The organism is Azotobacter salinestris, assembly GCF_009363155.1.
GTDB lineage: Bacteria > Pseudomonadota > Gammaproteobacteria > Pseudomonadales > Pseudomonadaceae > Azotobacter > Azotobacter salinestris.
Window position 1 is genome coordinate 3,384,478 of record NZ_CP045302.1, and the last position, 16,486, is coordinate 3,400,963.

General features: G+C 59.3%; 17 protein-coding genes and 4 tRNA genes. 16 read left to right on the top strand and 5 right to left on the bottom strand.

Annotation, left to right across the window (positions count from 1 at the left end; translation table 11 throughout):
* Positions 1 to 64 precede the first annotated feature (64 nt).
* Together GCU53_RS15715 and GCU53_RS15720 are read right to left on the bottom strand one after the other, a co-directional pair.
* Positions 65 to 1,159: an anhydro-N-acetylmuramic acid kinase gene (locus GCU53_RS15715; protein WP_152388447.1), complete on the bottom strand. Its 1,095-nt coding sequence runs from the start codon at positions 1,157 to 1,159 to the stop codon at positions 65 to 67.
* A gap of 1 nt (position 1,160) precedes the next feature.
* Positions 1,161 to 2,612, bottom strand: coding sequence for a peptidoglycan DD-metalloendopeptidase family protein (locus tag GCU53_RS15720; RefSeq protein WP_152388448.1), 1,452 nt, complete (start codon positions 2,610 to 2,612; stop codon positions 1,161 to 1,163).
* Positions 2,613 to 2,994: 382 nt separating this feature from the next.
* Between GCU53_RS15720 and tyrS the strand changes: the two genes are divergently transcribed.
* From tyrS to GCU53_RS15735, 3 genes are all read left to right on the top strand, one after another.
* The gene (gene tyrS, locus GCU53_RS15725) at positions 2,995 to 4,194 is read left to right on the top strand and encodes a tyrosine--tRNA ligase (protein WP_152388449.1); all 1,200 of its coding nucleotides are present in this window, start codon (positions 2,995 to 2,997) and stop codon (positions 4,192 to 4,194) included.
* A 144-nt stretch (positions 4,195 to 4,338) separates the two neighbouring features.
* A complete protein-coding gene (locus GCU53_RS15730; protein ID WP_152388450.1) occupies positions 4,339 to 5,436 on the top strand; it encodes an IS630 family transposase in 1,098 nt (365 codons plus the stop codon).
* Positions 5,437 to 5,871: 435 nt separating this feature from the next.
* Positions 5,872 to 6,732, top strand: coding sequence for an IS5 family transposase (locus GCU53_RS15735; RefSeq protein ID WP_244306795.1), 861 nt, complete (start codon positions 5,872 to 5,874; stop codon positions 6,730 to 6,732).
* Positions 6,733 to 6,743: 11 nt separating this feature from the next.
* On the opposite strand, the gene tnpC is transcribed toward GCU53_RS15735, so the two are convergent.
* The 3 genes from tnpC to tnpA form a co-directional block, all read right to left on the bottom strand.
* Entirely contained in the window at positions 6,744 to 8,255 is a 1,512-nt protein-coding gene (gene tnpC, locus GCU53_RS15740) for an IS66 family transposase (protein WP_152388451.1), read from the bottom strand.
* Positions 8,256 to 8,336: 81 nt separating this feature from the next.
* Entirely contained in the window at positions 8,337 to 8,672 is a 336-nt protein-coding gene (gene tnpB / locus GCU53_RS25540) for an IS66 family insertion sequence element accessory protein TnpB (RefSeq protein ID WP_167520046.1), read from the bottom strand.
* Positions 8,669 to 8,998, bottom strand: coding sequence for an IS66-like element accessory protein TnpA (gene tnpA, locus GCU53_RS15750; protein WP_152388408.1), 330 nt, complete (start codon positions 8,996 to 8,998; stop codon positions 8,669 to 8,671). The genes tnpB and tnpA overlap by 4 nt, the downstream gene beginning before the upstream one ends.
* Before the next feature lie 81 nt (positions 8,999 to 9,079).
* On the opposite strand from tnpA, the gene GCU53_RS15755 reads away from it, so the two are divergent.
* The 13 genes from GCU53_RS15755 to rplA all read left to right on the top strand — a co-directional run bounded on the left by GCU53_RS15755 (position 9,080) and on the right by rplA (position 16,340).
* On the top strand, positions 9,080 to 9,259 hold the full coding sequence (locus tag GCU53_RS15755; protein ID WP_244306798.1) for a transposase: 180 nt from the start codon (positions 9,080 to 9,082) through the stop codon (positions 9,257 to 9,259).
* A 690-nt stretch (positions 9,260 to 9,949) separates the two neighbouring features.
* The gene (birA, locus tag GCU53_RS15760; protein ID WP_152388452.1) at positions 9,950 to 10,915 is read left to right on the top strand and encodes a bifunctional biotin--[acetyl-CoA-carboxylase] ligase/biotin operon repressor BirA; all 966 of its coding nucleotides are present in this window, start codon (positions 9,950 to 9,952) and stop codon (positions 10,913 to 10,915) included.
* Positions 10,899 to 11,654 (top strand): pantothenate kinase, encoded by a 756-nt coding sequence (locus GCU53_RS15765; RefSeq protein ID WP_152388453.1) that lies wholly within the window; start codon positions 10,899 to 10,901, stop codon positions 11,652 to 11,654. The genes birA and GCU53_RS15765 overlap by 17 nt, the downstream gene beginning before the upstream one ends.
* Positions 11,655 to 11,662: 8 nt before the next feature.
* The gene (locus tag GCU53_RS15770) at positions 11,663 to 12,331 is read left to right on the top strand and encodes an SPOR domain-containing protein (protein ID WP_244306800.1); all 669 of its coding nucleotides are present in this window, start codon (positions 11,663 to 11,665) and stop codon (positions 12,329 to 12,331) included.
* Between the two features lie 133 nt (positions 12,332 to 12,464).
* Positions 12,465 to 12,549: transfer RNA gene (locus GCU53_RS15775), tRNA-Tyr, on the top strand.
* Positions 12,550 to 12,576: 27 nt separating this feature from the next.
* Positions 12,577 to 12,650, top strand: a tRNA-Gly gene (locus GCU53_RS15780).
* 18 nt (positions 12,651 to 12,668) lie between these two features.
* Positions 12,669 to 12,744, top strand: a tRNA-Thr gene (locus tag GCU53_RS15785).
* A gap of 67 nt (positions 12,745 to 12,811) precedes the next feature.
* The gene (gene tuf, locus GCU53_RS15790; RefSeq protein WP_152388454.1) at positions 12,812 to 14,005 is read left to right on the top strand and encodes an elongation factor Tu; all 1,194 of its coding nucleotides are present in this window, start codon (positions 12,812 to 12,814) and stop codon (positions 14,003 to 14,005) included.
* 54 nt (positions 14,006 to 14,059) lie between these two features.
* Positions 14,060 to 14,135 (top strand) — tRNA-Trp (locus GCU53_RS15795).
* Positions 14,136 to 14,177: 42 nt separating this feature from the next.
* Complete coding sequence (secE, locus tag GCU53_RS15800; RefSeq protein WP_152388455.1) at positions 14,178 to 14,552, top strand: preprotein translocase subunit SecE; 375 nt, start codon at positions 14,178 to 14,180, stop codon at positions 14,550 to 14,552.
* A gap of 10 nt (positions 14,553 to 14,562) precedes the next feature.
* On the top strand, positions 14,563 to 15,096 hold the full coding sequence (nusG, locus tag GCU53_RS15805; protein WP_039806181.1) for a transcription termination/antitermination protein NusG: 534 nt from the start codon (positions 14,563 to 14,565) through the stop codon (positions 15,094 to 15,096).
* Between the two features lie 116 nt (positions 15,097 to 15,212).
* Complete coding sequence (rplK, locus tag GCU53_RS15810) at positions 15,213 to 15,644, top strand: 50S ribosomal protein L11 (RefSeq protein ID WP_152388456.1); 432 nt, start codon at positions 15,213 to 15,215, stop codon at positions 15,642 to 15,644.
* Positions 15,645 to 16,340, top strand: a complete 696-nt coding sequence (gene rplA / locus GCU53_RS15815; RefSeq protein ID WP_152388457.1) for a 50S ribosomal protein L1 — start codon at positions 15,645 to 15,647, stop codon at positions 16,338 to 16,340.
* Positions 16,341 to 16,486 lie beyond the last annotated feature (146 nt).

Genomic DNA, 16,486 nt, shown 5'->3' on the forward strand with positions numbered 1-16,486 from the left:
TGCACCCAGTAGAAACGCCACCCTTGAGGTGGCGTTTTTGTTTGTCTGCCTGTCGCCGCGGGAATCAGGCCGGATAGATTGCCCCGAGGATCCGCGGTCCTCGTGCACCGGTCACGCTCGGCCGGTTGGCAGGAATGCCCTCCAGGCAGCAATGTGCCAGCCAGGCGAAGGCCATGGCTTCGATCCAGTCCGGAGGAACCCCGTAGGCCTCGGTGCTGGCTACCCTGGCGGTTGGCAGCAGCTCGGCCAGCCGTCTCATGAGTGTCCGATTGTGGGCTCCACCGCCGCAGACAAGCAGCTCGTCCGTCCTGGCCTGCGCTCCCCGCAGGGCACCGACGATGCTGGTGGCGGTGAGCTCGAGCAGCGTGGCCTGGATGTCTACCGGCGTCATGGCCGGCAGTTTGGCCAGGTGCCGGGCCAGCCAGTCCATGTTGAACAGCTCTCGGCCTGTGCTTTTCGGGCCCTGGGTCAGAAAGAAGGGGTCGCCAAGCAAGGTCTGCAGCAAAGGCGACTGTACCGCGCCGCCGGCCGCCCAGGCGCCATCGCGATCGAACTCGACACCTTGCTGGTGCTGGATCCAGGCATCCAGAAGAACGTTGCCGGGGCCGCAGTCGAAGCCGCAGACCGGCCTTCCTGGTTCAATCAGGGTCAGATTGCTGAAGCCGCCGATATTGAGAATGGCGCGGTGGCGGTTGTCGGCTGCGAATAGCGCCTGGTGGAAGGCGGGCACCAGCGGAGCCCCTTGGCCGCCAGCGGCCAGATCGCGCCGGCGAAAGTCGCTGACGACGCTGATGCCGGTGCATTCGGCCAGCAAGGCTGGATTGCCGATCTGGATGGTGACGCCTTGGGTGGGGTGGTGGCGGACGGTTTGTCCGTGACTGCCGATGGCGCGAATTCGGGCCGGCTCGATGCGCTGCTGCTTGAGCAGGTTGTCGATGCCCTGGGCGGTCAGGTGCACCCAGCGCTGCTCGACAAGGGCCGCCCGCACCAGTTCGTCGGGGCCGGGAGAGCAGAGGGATAGCAGCTCGGTGCGGAGCTCCGCTGGCATGGGCACATAGTGAGTGTCGAGCAGGCTGGTGGTGGCGCCCTCCTGCTCGACAAGGGCGATGTCGATCCCGTCCAGGCTGGTGCCCGACATCACCCCCAGATAAAGCGCCATGTCAGCGCTTGTCCATGGCCAGCATCGTGGCCTTTTCCTTGTTCATCCGTGCCGTCAGCGGTTGGGTCTGCTGCAGGAAGCGCTGCTTTTCGCTCCGGCTGATCGGATCGGCCATCGTCAATTTCTGCGACAGGGGATCGACATGCGTGCCATTGATCTGGAACTCGTAGTGCAGATGGGGGCCGGTCGATAGGCCGGTGGTTCCGATGTAGCCGATGATCTGCCCCTGCTTCACGGTACCGCCCGTACGGATTCCTTTGGCGAAGCCCTGCATGTGCGCGTACAGGGTCTGCTGGCGGTTGCCGTGCTGAATGATCACGGTATTGCCGTAGCCACCCTTGCGGCCGGCGAGCGTAACCTTTCCATCGCCGGTCGCGCGGATCGGCGTGCCGCGCGGTGCGGCGTAATCCACACCCTTGTGGGCGCGGATCTTGTTGAGAATCGGATGGCGACGGCCGTTGGAAAAGCGCGAGCTGATGCGGGCAAAGTCCACGGGAGTGCGGATAAAGGCCTTGCGCATGCTGTTGCCGTCAGCCGTGTAGTAATTGGTCACACCCTGCTTGTTGGTGTAGCGCACGGCTGTATAGGTCTTGCCCTTATTGGTGAAGCGGGCGGCAAGAATGTTGCCCTGAGGCAGTCGCTTGCTGCCAAGACGTTTTTCTTCGTAGATCACCTCGAACTCATCGCCACGGCGAATGTCTTGAGCGAAGTCGATGTCATAGGCAAAGATTTTCGACAGGGCTAGGGTCAGACCATGGTTTAGGCCGGCCTTCTTGGCTGCATTGAACAGGGAGTTGTCGATCACGCCGCGGGCGTAGACGGTCCGAGCCTCAGGCTTGGTGATCTCATGCTTGGCGGAAAACCCTTGGGCCGATTTGCTAACTTCAACACTTTCCAGTTTGCCCAGCCTGGTGTGCAGGGTCTGCAACTCGCCATTGGCGGAAAAGCTGAATTCAAATTTTTGCCCGGTCTTGATGCGGCCCAAGTGTTTGGCCACCGCCTTGTTGCTGGCGAGGATTTCCTGCAGGGTGGAGGCGGGTATTCCCGCCTTGGCGAAAACGGTTGAGAGGGTATCGCCCCTGCCTGCGGCCACTACTTTTTTGGGGGGCGCTGCGGGTGCGGAAGGAGTGACGGCCACGATGGCGGGGGCGTTGCCTTCTGTCTGCTGCACCGGTTGCTCCACAGAACCGGGTTGGCTATCGGTGGAGTCTTCGAGCACGACAAAAGGCGGTTCCACTTGCTCATTGATGGGCAGCGGCTCTGGCTTTTGGTCGTCTGTTTTTTCGATTTGGGTTGAGACACCCTCTATCTCCGGATGGATGAAGGGCTTCTTCGCCTCGACCTCGCGTGACGGAAACACCAGCAGGGCCAGGCTTAGCAGCGCTGCTACACCACTGGCAGCCAAGATATGGCTTTTGGGGTAGAGCGGGGCTTTGGTGTCTTTTTGAGTCATGGCAGAGGGTGTTTAGGTTACAGTAACTGCCTAAAATATAATCAAATCGCCTATGAGGCAACCCTGAAGCGGGTGTGTGGCTCGCTGCACCTGCCAGGGAGAAAGGTTGGCACGCTTCTCTAGCTCTTGCCTTGGCGAGAGTGCGCTTGTCGTCGGAATGGCCGCAGGTCAGGGGCGCTCGAGCGTGCTTTTCAGCCCTTGCGTCGAGCCGGCAGGAGGCGCCGGCGGCTCGAAGCAGATTGAAAGAGTGCCTTGTGTTCATGGCGAGGAGGGCGTCAGTCGCTGCAGACGGTTATGATAGCGCTCGGCTGGCCTGAGCCTTGTAATTCATGGGCAATCTTGTAATGTTGATACCTTTTCCGTTTGTGGCTGATGGGTTCTCATGAGGTCGATTGAAGAGCAGTTGGCGCTGATCAAGCGCGGTGCAGAGGAAGTCTTGGTTGAAGCCGAGCTGGTCGAGAAGCTGAAAAGCGGCCAGCCGCTGCGAATCAAGGCTGGTTTCGATCCTACTGCTCCGGATCTGCATCTCGGGCATACCGTACTCATCAACAAGTTGCGCCAATTTCAGGACCTGGGGCATCAGGTGATTTTTCTTATTGGCGATTTCACCGGAATGATCGGTGACCCCAGCGGCAAAAGCGCAACCCGACCGCCTCTGACTCGTGATCAGGTATTGGAGAACGCTGAAACCTACAAGGCCCAAGTCTTCAAGATCCTCGATCCGGCCAAGACCGAAGTGGTTTTCAATTCCGCCTGGATCGAGCAATTGACGCCTGCCGACTTCGTTCGGCTTACCTCTCATTGCACGGTTGCCCGCATGCTCGAGCGCGACGACTTCAGCAAGCGCTACGCTGCGAATCAGTCGATCGCCATCCATGAGTTTCTCTATCCCCTGGTGCAGGGATACGACTCGGTTGCCCTGCAGGCAGATGTCGAGCTGGGGGGCACGGACCAGAAGTTCAATCTGCTGATGGGGCGCGAGCTACAGCGCGCCTACGGTCAAAAATCCCAGTGCATAGTCACCATGCCTCTGCTCGAGGGTTTGGATGGCGTGAAGAAAATGTCCAAGTCGCTGGGTAATTATGTCGGCATTCAGGAGCCGCCGGGTGTCATGTATGGCAAGTTGGTGTCTGTTCCCGACTCGCTGATGTGGCGATACTTCGAACTCCTGAGCTTTCGCTCCATGGAGGAGATCGATGGTTTTCGGTCCGATGTAGAGCGAGGCGCCAACCCGCGAGACATCAAGATCAAGTTGGCCGAGGAAATCGTGGCACGCTTTCACGGTGAAGAGGCCGCTGCCAGTGCACACCGCTCGGCCGGAAACCGCATGAAGGACGGTGAGTTGCCGGAAGATCTGCCCGAGATCCATCTGTTGTCCGCAGAGGACATGCCAATCGCTGCCGTCCTCAACAAGGCAGGGCTGGTCAAGAATGCCGCCGCGGCGCGCGACCTGCTCGGCTCTGGAGGGGTTCGTGTGGATGGAGCGGTGATTGATCGCGGATTCCTGTTCCGGCTTGGCTCAACGCATGTCTGTCAGGCGGGTAAGAAGTCTTTTGCCAAGATTGTCCTGAAGGCGGAATAACAGCTTTTCCATCGGAGTGGGGCGGTCCGCCCGTCTCGGTTTGCCTCTCCTCTCCTTTTTCTTGCGCTAGTGTGGTGAATCACAACTACTCAGGATAAGTCTTGTCTACCGCGGAGCTGGCAGAGTTTTTTCGGAGGGCATGCGATGAAAACAGGCCGCCCAGCCGTTCGGATCGAACTGACCGAACAAGAGCATGCCGAACTCACCCGCCGCCGAGCCAGGCACAAGGGGCCTGCCGATATGCAGCTGCGCGCCGAGATCATTCTGTCCTGCGCTCGAGGCGAGTCCGGCTCTTCCATTGCTCGACGGCTCGGCATTACGGCGCAAACCGTTTCGAGGTGGCGCCTTCGCTTCGCCCGTTTGGGCCTGCAAGGCCTCAATGACGAGCCGCGCTCAGGCCGCCCACGCAGCATCAGTGATGAAAAGGTCCAGGAAGTGGTCGACCGGGTGCGGCAGACCCGGCCCGACGATGCCAGCCATTGGAGCTCGCGCCGGATGAGCAAGGCCACCCATATTTCACCGGCGAGCGTACAGCGTATCTGGCGAGCCTTCGGGCTCAAGCCTCACCTGGAGCACACCTTCAAGCTGTCCACCGATCCTGCCTTTGTCGACAAGGTGCAGGATATCGTAGGGCTCTACCTGAATCCGCCGGATAAAGCGCTGGTACTGTGCGTCGATGAGAAAAGCCAGATCCAGGCGCTCAATCGAACACAGCCGGGGCTGCCGCTGGAGCCTGGGTATCCGGCGACCCGTACCCATGATTATCAGCGCCATGGCACGACGTCCTTGTTTGCCGCCCTGGATGTGGCCACCGGCGAGGTGATCGGACGTCTCAAGCGCCGTCACCGCAGCGCAGAATTCCTGGAGTTTCTCAGGGCCATCGAGGAAACGGTCGAGGGCGACAAGGCCATACACCTGATCATGGATAACTATGCCGTGCACAAGACCGACAAGGTGCGTGCCTGGCTTGTCGCACACCCGCGTTATCATGTGCATTTCACCCCGACGTCTGCGTCATGGCTGAATCTGGTGGAGCGCTTTTTCTCGATGCTCACCCAGAAGTGGATAAAGCGCCAGGCCCATACCCGCGTGAAGGATCTCGAGCAGTCCATCGAGTATTACCTGGCGACCTACAACCAGAATCCAAGGCCCTTCCGCTGGCGTAAGGGAGCAGGTGAAATCTTGGCCTCTGTCGACAGGGCTGCTCGAGCCTTGCAAAGAAATAATGAAGCGAACTTGTGATTCACCACACTAGTCTCGCTTCTCGTCTCTATGTATATGGCGGGCTTCCTATCAAGCCGGGCACCGCCATCCCGTCAAGTTGATGCCTTGGTCTGTAGTGCTCGAGAGTAATCGCCAGGTTCCATGGCGCTGTTGTCTGATCCGGCTTGAGTATGCGCGATATGGTCGCGCTTCATTGTCTTCACGAAGCTTGCCGCTATGCCCTTACCTCGCAGGTTGCATACCTGTTTCGCCAGAGGGCAGGCCGATCCGTTGTTACTCGGCATCGTCACGGTGCAGTTCGAAGCCATCGGAGCGCCGGCGGGTATTTGATTCGAGTCGTCAGTGGCGAGTGCGGTGAGGCGAGACTTTCGCTGAGCCGCTCATGGGCACCTCTAAAAACCAGCCCGGCCGCCGGGTAAGATCATCCGCCTGTTGATCACCCGGAGCCTGCTGATGTTCAGTCTTTTTGCCGACCAGGAGCGTGAAGCCAAGCTGGACAGCTTGGGCGACCCACTGGCCCTACTGAACAAGCATGTGGACTTTGCATCCTTGGCCGCCGAAATCGACCGCTGGGCTCCCAGGCCCAGTAGGGCCAAGGGCGGCCGGCCGCCTTATCCAACGGAGCAGATGACGCGACTGCTGGTACTCCAGCAACTGTTCAACCTGTCCGACGAGCAGATGGAGTTCCAGTTGCTCGACCGCATGAGCTTCCAGCGTTTTGCCGGTCTCAAGCACGCCGGCCGAGTGCCGGATCGCAACACGATCTGGCTCTTTCGCGAGCGCCTGGTCAAGGCCAATGTCGAGCACCAGATCTTTGCCGAGGTGCAGCGTCAGTTGCAGGCACACGGATTCCGGGCTCGCAAAGGGCAGATCATCGATGCCAGCATCGTTCGCGCGCCCATCCAGCACAACACAGCCGATGAGCAGGCCGTGGTGAAGGAGCAGGCTGTGCCGGTGGAGTGGTCACCCGCCCAGCGCCGACAAAAGGATGTCGAGGCGCGCTGGACGAAGAAGCACGGCAAATCGTACTTCGGCTACAAGCTGTCGGTCAGCGTGGATCGTCGGCACAAGCTGATCCGCGGCGTGCGGGTGAGCGATGCCAGCGAGGCCGATACCCTGCACCTGGTGGATGTGCTCGACCGAAACAACAGCAGCCGTGACTTCTGGGCGGATCGCGGTTATCACGACAAGCCCAGAGAGCGCTGGCTCAAGCTGATCGGCTGGCGACCGCATATCCAGCGCAAGGGCCAGGCCGGCAAGCCTATCGGAGAGCCGGGCAAGGCCCGGAACAAACGCATTGCCAGCCCCCGGTAAGCGGCTGGGGATTACACCTTGCTGGCAGGCATCCAGTTGTGCGGCAGCAGCTCGGTGAGCCCACTGGCCTTCTGCGTTGGCAGCCGGGTCAGCACATCTTTCAGATAGGCATACGGATCATGGCCGTTCAACCGCGCTGACTGGATCAGTGTCATCAGCGCAGCCGCACGTTTGCCGCTGCGCAGCGAGCCGGCGAACAGCCAGTTCGCACGGCCGATGGCCCACGGGCGGATCTGGTTTTCACACCCGTTGTTGTCGATGGCGAGCATGCCGTCATCGAGATAGCGCACCAGGGCCGCCCAGCGCTTGAGGCTGTAGTCGAGTGCCTTGGCGATGGCCGTGCCTTCATGCACCAACCGGCGCTGGGCGAGCATCCAGCCGTGCAGGGCATCGGCGATGGGCTTGGCTTTTTCCTGGCGTATTCGCTGTCGCTCATCGGGCAGCAAGTCGTGTACCTCGCGCTCGATGTCGTACAGCTGACCGATGTAGCGCAGAGCCTGTTCGGCCAGTTGACTCTGGTTGGCGATATGCAGGTCGTAGAGCTTGCGCCGGGCATGGGCCATGCAGCCGATCTCGGTCACGCCCTGCTCGAAGCAGGCCTTGTAGCCGGCGAAGTCGTCGCAGACCAGTTGGCCGCGCCAGTCGCCGAGGAAGGTGCGGGCATGCTCGCCGGCACGGCTGGGGCTGAAGTCGTAGACCGCCGCACGCAGCTCGGCGAACGGGCTGGGAACGTAGGCCCAGACATAGGCGCGCCGGGTCTTCTTCATGCCCGGCGCGAGCATTTGTACCGGGGTCTCGTCGGCATGGATGACGTTCTGCTCCAGGACTATGTCCCGCAGTGCATCGACCAGTGGTTGCAGTTGCACGCCGCAGCGGCCGACCCACTGCGCCAGGGTCGAGCGCGGGAGGGCGAAACCGGCCCGGCCGAAGATCTTTTCCTGCCGGTACAGGGGCAGATGGTCGGCGAACTTGGCCACCATGACCTGGGCCAGCAGCCCGGCAGTCGGGATGCCCTTGTCGATCACCTGGGCCGGAACCGGCGCCTGGATCAGCGTTTCGCATCGTTCGCAGACCCATTTGCCGCGGATATGCCGCTCCACCGTGAAGACGCCCGGGGTGTAGTCGAGCTTTTCGCTGACATCTTCACCGATGCGTTTGAGCTGGCAGCCGCAGGCGCACTGCGTGTTGTCCGGCTCGTGATGGATCAGCGTGCGGGGGAACTGCGGCGGCAAGGCTGTGCGCCTGGGCTGCTGGCGTGGCTCGGCAGCGGCGGGAGCTGGAGCCAGCTCCTCGAGCTCGGCTTCGATGGCCGCGATATCGGTATCGAGCAGATCGTCCAGCAGGCTGAGCTGGGCAGCACCGAGCTGCTCGCTGCGCCGGGCAAACCGATGCCGCTTGAGGACGGCAATTTCGTGAGCCAGCTGCTCGCCGCGGGTTTTGTAGTAATGGACTTGCTGCGTCAACTGCGCCGCCAGTTCGCGCAGTTGCTCGGGAGTCAGATGGTCGAAGCAAGCAGAAGTCATGGCGCCGAGTGTGCCTGCCTTGATCGCTCCCGGCGATAGGCCGTTCGGTCAATTGCGCGGCATGGGGCACCTGACGGTCAACTATAAAAGGCGGATTTCGGCCCCCGATCCGACCCGCTGCCAGGGCAGCCCGACCACCAGGGCCTGAAGCTGCTCGGCGCTCAGTTCAAACTGGGCACCCTGCCAGCTGCCCGGCCAGACGAAGCGGCCCCGGTTCAGCCGGCGCGAGGCCAGCCAGACACCGAAACCATCGTGAACCAGCACTTTCATGCGGTTGGCCCGCTTGTTGGCGAACAGGTAGGCGTTGTGCGGCTTCGCCGCACCGAAGACCGCCACCACCCTGGCCAGCGCCGTTTCCGTTCCGGCCCGCATATCCAGCGGCGCGGTGGCGAGCCAGATGGCATCGATGCGGATCATTGCAGGAGCTCGCGGACGAACCGGGCACAGCCTTCGGCATCGCCCGCCGGCCAGTGCACGGTCAAGCTTGTACGGCGATGGGGAATCTCGATGCGGATCTCCGCCTGGTCGAAAGTCGCCGACTGAACCAGCGGCTCCAGCGTCACCGGAAGAAAGGCGGGCAGTGTCCCGGTCGACGGGGAGCATGCGGCCAATCTTCTCCAGCGATGAACCACATTGGTATTGATGCCGTGGCTCAGGGCCACGCTGGCAACCGAGTTGCCGGGCAGGCTGCACTCCTGCACGACCTGCGCCTTGAAGGCCTTGGAATAAGAACGTCGCTGCATGATTCCCCGCTTGAAAGCCTTGAAATGGTGTCCACGATAAATAGGTGGACACCATCTCTTAGCCTGGCGGGTTCAAGCCAGATGACTTGGCCGGACGGTTACAGCCCCCGGGCCAGGGTCGAGCATGTATTTGCCAGCCTCGCCCAGATGGGCGGCAAGATGGTCCGGAGCATTGGCTTGGTCCGGGCGGAGTTCGGTTTGGTGGTCAAATCGGCGGTCTACAACCTCAAGCGGATGTCGAGACTGCTGGAAATGGCCTGAGTCAGGTCGCCGGTTGCATACCGCGACCGGCAGCAGGATCTTCTGCGAGACATCAACCCGGTCAACGGATGCCAAGCGCTGGGTTCGTCACTGCTCGACCCAGCTCAGGTGGGTGTTTTTAGAGGTGCCCTCATTGGGCCTTCCGTGACAACAATGGTGAGGGCGCAAGCCACTGTCGCGAGCGGGCTACCTTGTCGCTTCCTTGAGATCCCGCCCCCCCCCCCCCCCCCCCCCCCCCCCCCATGGCCTTCTTGTCCGACATTTGTTGCAGTTCCCTGACTTGTTTCAAGGCATTGGCCGATCCGAGGTGGATATCGCTATCTCGCCGGCAGGCTGCCGTCCTGGTGGGGCTTGCTTTCGTGGAGCGCTTGGTTGGAATTGATGTTATTACGCCGGTCCAGGGTCGAGACGCCTTGCGCAGGCCTCAAGCTCTTGCGCGTCGACGCGAGCTTCCTCTCGACGCTTCAGCGGCGGCATCGCGCCTTGGCGAGGGAGTCGATATGTCTGTCTTTGCTGGCGTGGCGTCATAAATATGACCGTTTGCCTGTCCCTTAGGTAGAGGGGAAATGGAGTCTGGATCTTCAGGGGGGATAGTCTTTGTCTGTGGGGTATTCCGGGAGGATGTTAGGTTGTTGGGTTTTCAGGAGTGCCCCGCTATGATGCCGATCTTATATTGGTTTGGGGCATGAAATGCTGACTTTATTAAAGCTCCTTCAAGATGGTCGCTTTCATTCCGGACAGGCAATCGCCGATGCATTGTGTATCAGTCGAAATGCTGTCTGGAAGCAGATACGTCGCTTGGAGGCTGATCTGGGAATAGAGTTGAACCGGGTGCGAGGGCGTGGTTATCAGCTGGCCAGTCCGTTGATTTTGTTGGATGATGGGGTGTTGTGCGATAAAGGTTTGTCTGATGTTTGGCCTTTTTATATTTATGAATCGTTGGATTCGACAAACGCTGAGGCAACTAGGCTCGTGGCTAAGGGTGTTGAGCCTCCTTTTCTAATACTGGCGGAGAGGCAGACTTCTGGGCGCGGTCGGCGAGGGCGTGTTTGGCAAAGTCCATTCGGGGTGAATGTCTACATGAGTCTGGTGATGCGAGTTCAGGGGGGGGCTCGCCAGTTGGAGGGATTAAGCCTTGTGGTTGGATTGGCAGTATTGCGGGCGCTAAGGGCTTCGGGGCTCGCTAAGGCTGGGCTGAAGTGGCCTAATGATATTCTGGTGCAGGGGAAAAAGATTGCAGGAATTCTCCTGGAGTTGACCGGCGATCCTGCGGATATATGTCATGTTGTCGTAGGTATTGGTATCAACATCAATATGGAAAGCGAAAGTGATATCGAGCAGCCGTGGACTTCCATGAAGTTGGAGCTCCAGCGCCTGATTGATAGAAATGAATTTGTCTGTGAGTTGAGCCGGCAGTTGCACGGGTATTTGACTCGTCATGCGGAGGTGGGGTTTGCTGCGCTGCATGAGGAGTGGGAGTCGAATCACCTGTGGCAGGGATGCGAAGTGGTGTTGATTGCAGGTACGCAGCGGATCGAGGGCTTGGTCTTGGGGGTTGATCGTGTGGGGGCGCTGCGGTTGAGCGTCAGTGGGCGGGAGCAGTTGTTCAGTGGTGGCGAGATCAGCCTGAGGTTGTGTGATGATCATCGAGCTTGACTGTGGTAACAGTTTTATAAAGTGGCGAATCATCAATGTGGCCTCTCAAGTGCTTCTGAGAGGGGTAGTTGAATCGGTCGAGGAACTGGTTCGTGCTTTGGAGGCGGCTCGGGTATCCCATGAGTTCCGCCATTGCCGTATGGTTAGTGTGCGTAGTGATGAGGAAAATGTTTCTCTCGAAAGATGCCTTGCTGAAAGGTTCGGGCTTGATTTGTTGATTGCTCGGCCTGCAGCTTGTTTGGCGGGGGTGCGTAACGGCTATATGGATCATGAAAGCCTCGGGCTTGATAGATGGATGGCTGTTATCGCTGCCTATCATCTTTCGGCTGGCGCCTGTCTGGTGCTGGATTTGGGGACTGCGGTCACGGCTGACTTTGTTGATGCCAATGGTGAGCATAAGGGGGGGTTTATTTGTCCAGGACTGCCGCTGTTGCGTAGTCGGTTGTGCACGCATACCAAGCGCATTCATCATGCTGCCATTGCTTCTAATGGCTTCATGGCTGAGCTGGTTGCTCCGGGTCGTTCCACGGCTGAAGCTGTTGAGCGTGGGTGTTTCTTGATGTTGAAGGGGTTCGTGCGTTCTCAGGTGGACTTGGCTATGGAATATTGGGGTGATGACTATGAGGTTTTTCTGACTGGTGGAGATGCCTCCTTGGTCAAGGATATGTTGCCCCGTGTAAAAGTTGTACCGGATTTGATTTTCGTCGGGCTTGCCATTGCGTGCCCCATTCCTTCCTGAGGTCGTGCATGCGCTGGCTTTTCCTTTTATTGGTGATGCTGAATCTCTTCTATTGGGTCTGGAACGAGCGATTCGCTTCTCGGATGGCAAATGAGAAGCCTGATTCGTCGTTTCGTGATGTGGAGGTGGGAATTCGGCTGATCAGTGAGTCAGGGGTTACCATGCAAGCGAAAGGCGAGGGCAGAAAAGAGGAGTGCTTGTTTCTGGGGGGATTTCAGTCTGAAGAAAAGGGGCATCAGATTGTGCAGCGGCTGCTAAGCCTCGATATTGCCTCCAGGATAGAGCGACAGGAGCGTGTTGTGGCGGCGGATTACTGGGTGTATTTGGCGCCACTGGCATCTCGTCAGGCATCCCGGCAGCAAGTGAGGGAGCTGCAGGCGAAGAAAATTGACAGTTATGTGATTGCTCAAGGGGATCTAATCAATGCTGTCTCGCTGGGGGTTTTCTCTCGCGCTGAGTCCGCCGAAGCTGCAGTGCAGCGCTTCAGGGCGGCTGGCTACGAGCCTGTGGTGCGTGAGCTGCCTCGGGTGCGGCAAGATTACTGGGTCAGGGTGATGCCTGAGAGTGCTCGATTGCTCGATGAACGCCTGATGAGGAGGCTCGGTCGATCCTTTCCCGGGCTGCGGCAGCAAAAAAAGGAGTGCGAGGGGGTTGCGGTCTCTGGGTATCTTGAATAGAATTGCGCCCGCTTTAAGGCGGCAGTGGGTTCGGAAGCTGCCTGAAGTAGCGGTCAAGCGAGCTAAGCTCAGGTTTTTTAAAGAAAAACTCTTGACAGCTAAAGGTCGGCGAAACATAATGCCGGCATGTTCAGGAGGGGTTCCCGAGTGGCCAAAGGGATCAGACTGTAAATCTGACGTCATAGACTTCGAAGGTTCGAATCCTTCCCCCTCCACCAGATTTTCAGCATTAGCCTGATGGCTATGCGGGTATAGTTCAGTGGTAGAACCTCAGCCTTCCAAGCTGATGATGCGGGTTCGATTCCCGCTACCCGCTCCAGGTTTTGCTTGTGTTTTTGCTCATGTAGCTCAGCTGGTAGAGCACACCCTTGGTAAGGGTGAGGTCAGCGGTTCAAATCCGCTCATGAGCTCCAATATTAAAGGCAGATATGAAAATATCTGCCTTTGTTTTGGTGGTGAGATTCTTGCGGGGTGGCTTCGGTGGGTAAAGAAAAATTCGAACGTAACAAACCGCACGTCAACGTTGGCACCATCGGTCACGTGGACCATGGCAAGACCACTCTGACGGCCGCTCTGACCAAGGTTTGCGCGGAGACCTGGGGCGGTGCCGCTCGCGCCTTCGACCAGATCGACAATGCTCCGGAAGAAAAGGCACGCGGTATCACCATCAATACTTCCCACGTTGAATATGATTCCCCGGTCCGTCACTACGCGCACGTCGACTGCCCCGGTCACGCCGACTACGTGAAGAACATGATCACCGGTGCTGCCCAGATGGACGGCGCTATCCTGGTCTGCTCGGCTGCCGATGGTCCCATGCCGCAAACCCGCGAGCACATCCTGCTGTCCCGTCAGGTGGGCGTTCCCTACATCGTCGTGTTCCTGAACAAGGCCGACATGGTCGACGACGCCGAGCTCCTGGAGCTGGTCGAGATGGAGGTGCGCGATCTGCTGTCCGCCTACGACTTCCCGGGCGACGACACCCCAATCATCACCGGCTCCGCCCTGATGGCGCTGGAAGGCAAGGACGACAACGGCATCGGCGTTTCCGCCGTGCGCAAGCTGGTGGAAACCCTGGACTCCTACATTCCGGAGCCGGTGCGTGCCATCGATCAGCCGTTCCTGATGCCGATCGAAGACGTGTTCTCCATCTCCGGTCGTGGCACCGTGGTGACCGGTCGTGTCGAACGCGGCATCGTCAAGGTGGGCGAGGAAGTGGAAATCGTCGGTATCCGTCCGACCACCAAGACCACCTGCACCGGCGTGGAAATGTTCCGCAAGCTGCTCGATGAAGGTCGCGCCGGCGAGAACATCGGCGCCCTGCTGCGCGGCACCAAGCGTGAAGACGTGGAGCGCGGCCAGGTTCTGGCCAAGCCGGGCACCATCAAGCCGCACACCAAGTTCGAGGCCGAAGTGTACGTGCTGTCCAAGGAGGAGGGTGGTCGTCACACTCCGTTCTTCAAGGGCTACCGTCCGCAGTTCTACTTCCGTACCACCGACGTGACCGGTAACGTCGAGCTGCCGGAAGGCGTCGAGATGGTGATGCCGGGTGACAACATCAAGATGGTCGTCACCCTGATCGCCCCGATCGCCATGGAAGACGGCCTGCGCTTCGCCATTCGCGAAGGTGGTCGTACCGTTGGTGCCGGTGTGGTTGCCAAGATCATCGAGTAAGTCATTGATCTTTATTTCTGAGGCTGGCAAGATGGCTGGCCTCGTCAAGGTTCTAGGCCAGTAGCTCAATTGGCAGAGCGGCGGTCTCCAAAACCGCAGGTTGGGGGTTCGATTCCCTCCTGGCCTGCCAGATTTCAAAGGATTTCTGGCATTTCTTTATAGGGTCTCTCGGATGAATGCCAAGGCTGAAGCTGAAGCTAAAGAGTCTCGCTTTGATTTGCTGAAGTGGCTCGTGGTGGTGGCCTTGGTTGCAGTGGGTGTGGTTGGTAACCAGCTATACTCTGACGAGTCCATCCTCTATCGTGTTGTTGCATTGCTGGTCTTGGGAGGCGTGGCGCTTTTCGTTGCTCTCAGGACTAGTCAGGGGCAGGCTTTTTTCTCTCTGGCGAAAGAAGCGCGTGCCGAAATTCGCAAGGTTGTCTGGCCGACCCGTCAAGAAACCACGCAAACCACGTTGATCGTGGTGGCTGTGGTTCTGGTGATGGCGCTGCTGTTGTGGGGGCTTGATTCCCTGCTGGGCTGGCTGGTCTCCATGATCGTTGGTTAAGGGTGCATTCGTGGCTAAGCGTTGGTACGTCGTTCATGCCTATTCAGGCTATGAAAAGCATGTCATGCGCTCGCTGATCGAACGGGTCAAGCTTGCCGGAATGGAAGACCAATTCGGCGAGATTCTGGTTCCCACCGAGGAAGTGGTGGAGATGCGGAACGGCCAGAAACGGAAAAGCGAGCGCAAGTTCTTTCCAGGTTATGTGCTAGTCCAGATGGAGATGAATGAGGCAACGTGGCACCTGATCAAGGATACGCCTCGTGTCATGGGCTTCATCGGCGGTACTGCCGACAAGCCGGCACCCATTACCGATAAGGAAGCTGAGGCTATTCTTCGCCGAGTGGCCGATAGTGGTGATCGGCCAAAGCCGAAAACCTTGTTCGAGCCGGGTGAGGTGGTGCGTGTGATCGACGGTCCCTTCGCGGACTTCAACGGGGTCGTGGAAGAAGTCAATTACGAGAAGAGTCGCATCCAGGTGGCGGTGCTTATCTTCGGGCGCTCCACGCCAGTGGAGCTGGAGTTCAGCCAGGTCGAAAAGGCGTAGCTGATAAAGTTGCCCCATACCCCGCAGTCGCAGGCTGCGGGGTTTTGTCGTCACTAGGCAATCGCGAAAGCAACAGGGGAGCCTCCGGGCGCTTGAACCCATAACTGGAGTTATACATGGCTAAGAAAATTCAGGCTTATATCAAGCTGCAAGTGAAGGCCGCTCAGGCCAACCCGTCGCCGCCGGTCGGTCCGGCCCTGGGTCAGCACGGGGTCAACATCATGGAGTTCTGCAAGGCGTTCAACGCCAGGACCCAAGGCATGGAGCCAGGCCTGCCGACTCCGGTGATCATCACCGTCTATAGTGACCGCAGCTTTACCTTCGAAACCAAGAGCACCCCGGCGTCCGTGTTGCTGAAGAAGGCGGCCGGTATCTCCAGTGGCTCTCCCCGCCCGAATACCCAGAAGGTCGGCACCGTGAACCGTGCCCAGCTGGAGGAGATTGCCAAGGCCAAGCAGGCCGATCTGACGGCTGCTGACCTGGAGGCTGCTGTGCGTACCATTGCCGGTTCCGCACGCAGCATGGGCCTGAATGTGGAGGGTGTTTAAATGGCTAAGCTGACCAAGCGCCAGAAGGCGATCGCTGCAAAAGTAGAGGCAGGAAAGCAATACGGCTTCGAGGAAGCTGCTGCTCTGCTGGCGGAGCTCTCCACCATCAAGTTCAAAGAGTCTGTCGACATCGCCATCAACCTGGGCGTGGATCCGCGTAAGTCTGACCAGGTCGTGCGTGGCGCCACCGTGCTGCCGAACGGCACCGGCAAGAGTGTACGTGTTGCCGTGTTCACTCAGGGGCCGGCTGCCGAGGCAGCCTTGGCTGCCGGTGCCGACAGGGTGGGCATGGACGAGCTGGCCGCCGAGATGAAAGGCGGCGATCTGAGCTATGACGTCGTTATTGCCTCTCCGGACGCAATGCGTGTCGTTGGTCAGTTGGGCCAGATTCTCGGTCCGCGTGGTCTGATGCCGAACCCGAAAGTAGGCACCGTGACTCCCGACGTGGCCACCGCTGTGAAGAATGCCAAGGCAGGTCAGGTGCGCTTCCGTACCGACAAGAACGGCATCATTCACGCCTCCGTGGGCAAGGTCGATTTCGAGCCGGTCAAGCTGAAGCAGAACGTCGAAGCTCTGCTGGGCGACCTGAAGCGTCTGAAGCCCTCTACCTCCAAGGGGGTCTATGTCAAGCGCGTGACTCTCAGCACGACCATGGGGCCGGGGCTGGTCATCGATCAGGCTTCTCTGGAGGCCTAAGGCATTGAGCGTGGCGGCGCAGTCCGCCACGTCGATTATTGGGGTCCCTGCCTGGCGGGGGCTATCCAAGACCGTAGGCGGCGCAAGCCTTAAACCTTCAGCCTACGCAGATGGTGCTCCCGATTCGTACCGAATCAGACACCAAA

What these genes read in the sequence shown, in the direction of transcription:
- GCU53_RS15755 (WP_244306798.1), top strand. Translation starts at nt 9,080, where the DNA reads ATGACTTGGCCGGACGGTTACAGCCCCCGGGCCAGGGTCGAGCATGTA.
- tnpB (WP_167520046.1), bottom strand. Translation starts at nt 8,672, where the DNA reads ATGATCCGCATCGATGCCATCTGGCTCGCCACCGCGCCGCTGGATATG.
- GCU53_RS15715 (WP_152388447.1), bottom strand. Translation starts at nt 1,159, where the DNA reads ATGGCGCTTTATCTGGGGGTGATGTCGGGCACCAGCCTGGACGGGATC.
- rplK (WP_152388456.1), top strand. Translation starts at nt 15,213, where the DNA reads ATGGCTAAGAAAATTCAGGCTTATATCAAGCTGCAAGTGAAGGCCGCT.
- tnpA (WP_152388408.1), bottom strand. Translation starts at nt 8,998, where the DNA reads ATGCAGCGACGTTCTTATTCCAAGGCCTTCAAGGCGCAGGTCGTGCAG.
- secE (WP_152388455.1), top strand. Translation starts at nt 14,178, where the DNA reads ATGAATGCCAAGGCTGAAGCTGAAGCTAAAGAGTCTCGCTTTGATTTG.
- rplA (WP_152388457.1), top strand. Translation starts at nt 15,645, where the DNA reads ATGGCTAAGCTGACCAAGCGCCAGAAGGCGATCGCTGCAAAAGTAGAG.
- GCU53_RS15770 (WP_244306800.1), top strand. Translation starts at nt 11,663, where the DNA reads ATGCGCTGGCTTTTCCTTTTATTGGTGATGCTGAATCTCTTCTATTGG.
- GCU53_RS15720 (WP_152388448.1), bottom strand. Translation starts at nt 2,612, where the DNA reads ATGACTCAAAAAGACACCAAAGCCCCGCTCTACCCCAAAAGCCATATC.
- GCU53_RS15765 (WP_152388453.1), top strand. Translation starts at nt 10,899, where the DNA reads ATGATCATCGAGCTTGACTGTGGTAACAGTTTTATAAAGTGGCGAATC.
- GCU53_RS15730 (WP_152388450.1), top strand. Translation starts at nt 4,339, where the DNA reads ATGAAAACAGGCCGCCCAGCCGTTCGGATCGAACTGACCGAACAAGAG.
- birA (WP_152388452.1), top strand. Translation starts at nt 9,950, where the DNA reads ATGCTGACTTTATTAAAGCTCCTTCAAGATGGTCGCTTTCATTCCGGA.
- tnpC (WP_152388451.1), bottom strand. Translation starts at nt 8,255, where the DNA reads ATGACTTCTGCTTGCTTCGACCATCTGACTCCCGAGCAACTGCGCGAA.
- tyrS (WP_152388449.1), top strand. Translation starts at nt 2,995, where the DNA reads ATGAGGTCGATTGAAGAGCAGTTGGCGCTGATCAAGCGCGGTGCAGAG.
- GCU53_RS15735 (WP_244306795.1), top strand. Translation starts at nt 5,872, where the DNA reads ATGTTCAGTCTTTTTGCCGACCAGGAGCGTGAAGCCAAGCTGGACAGC.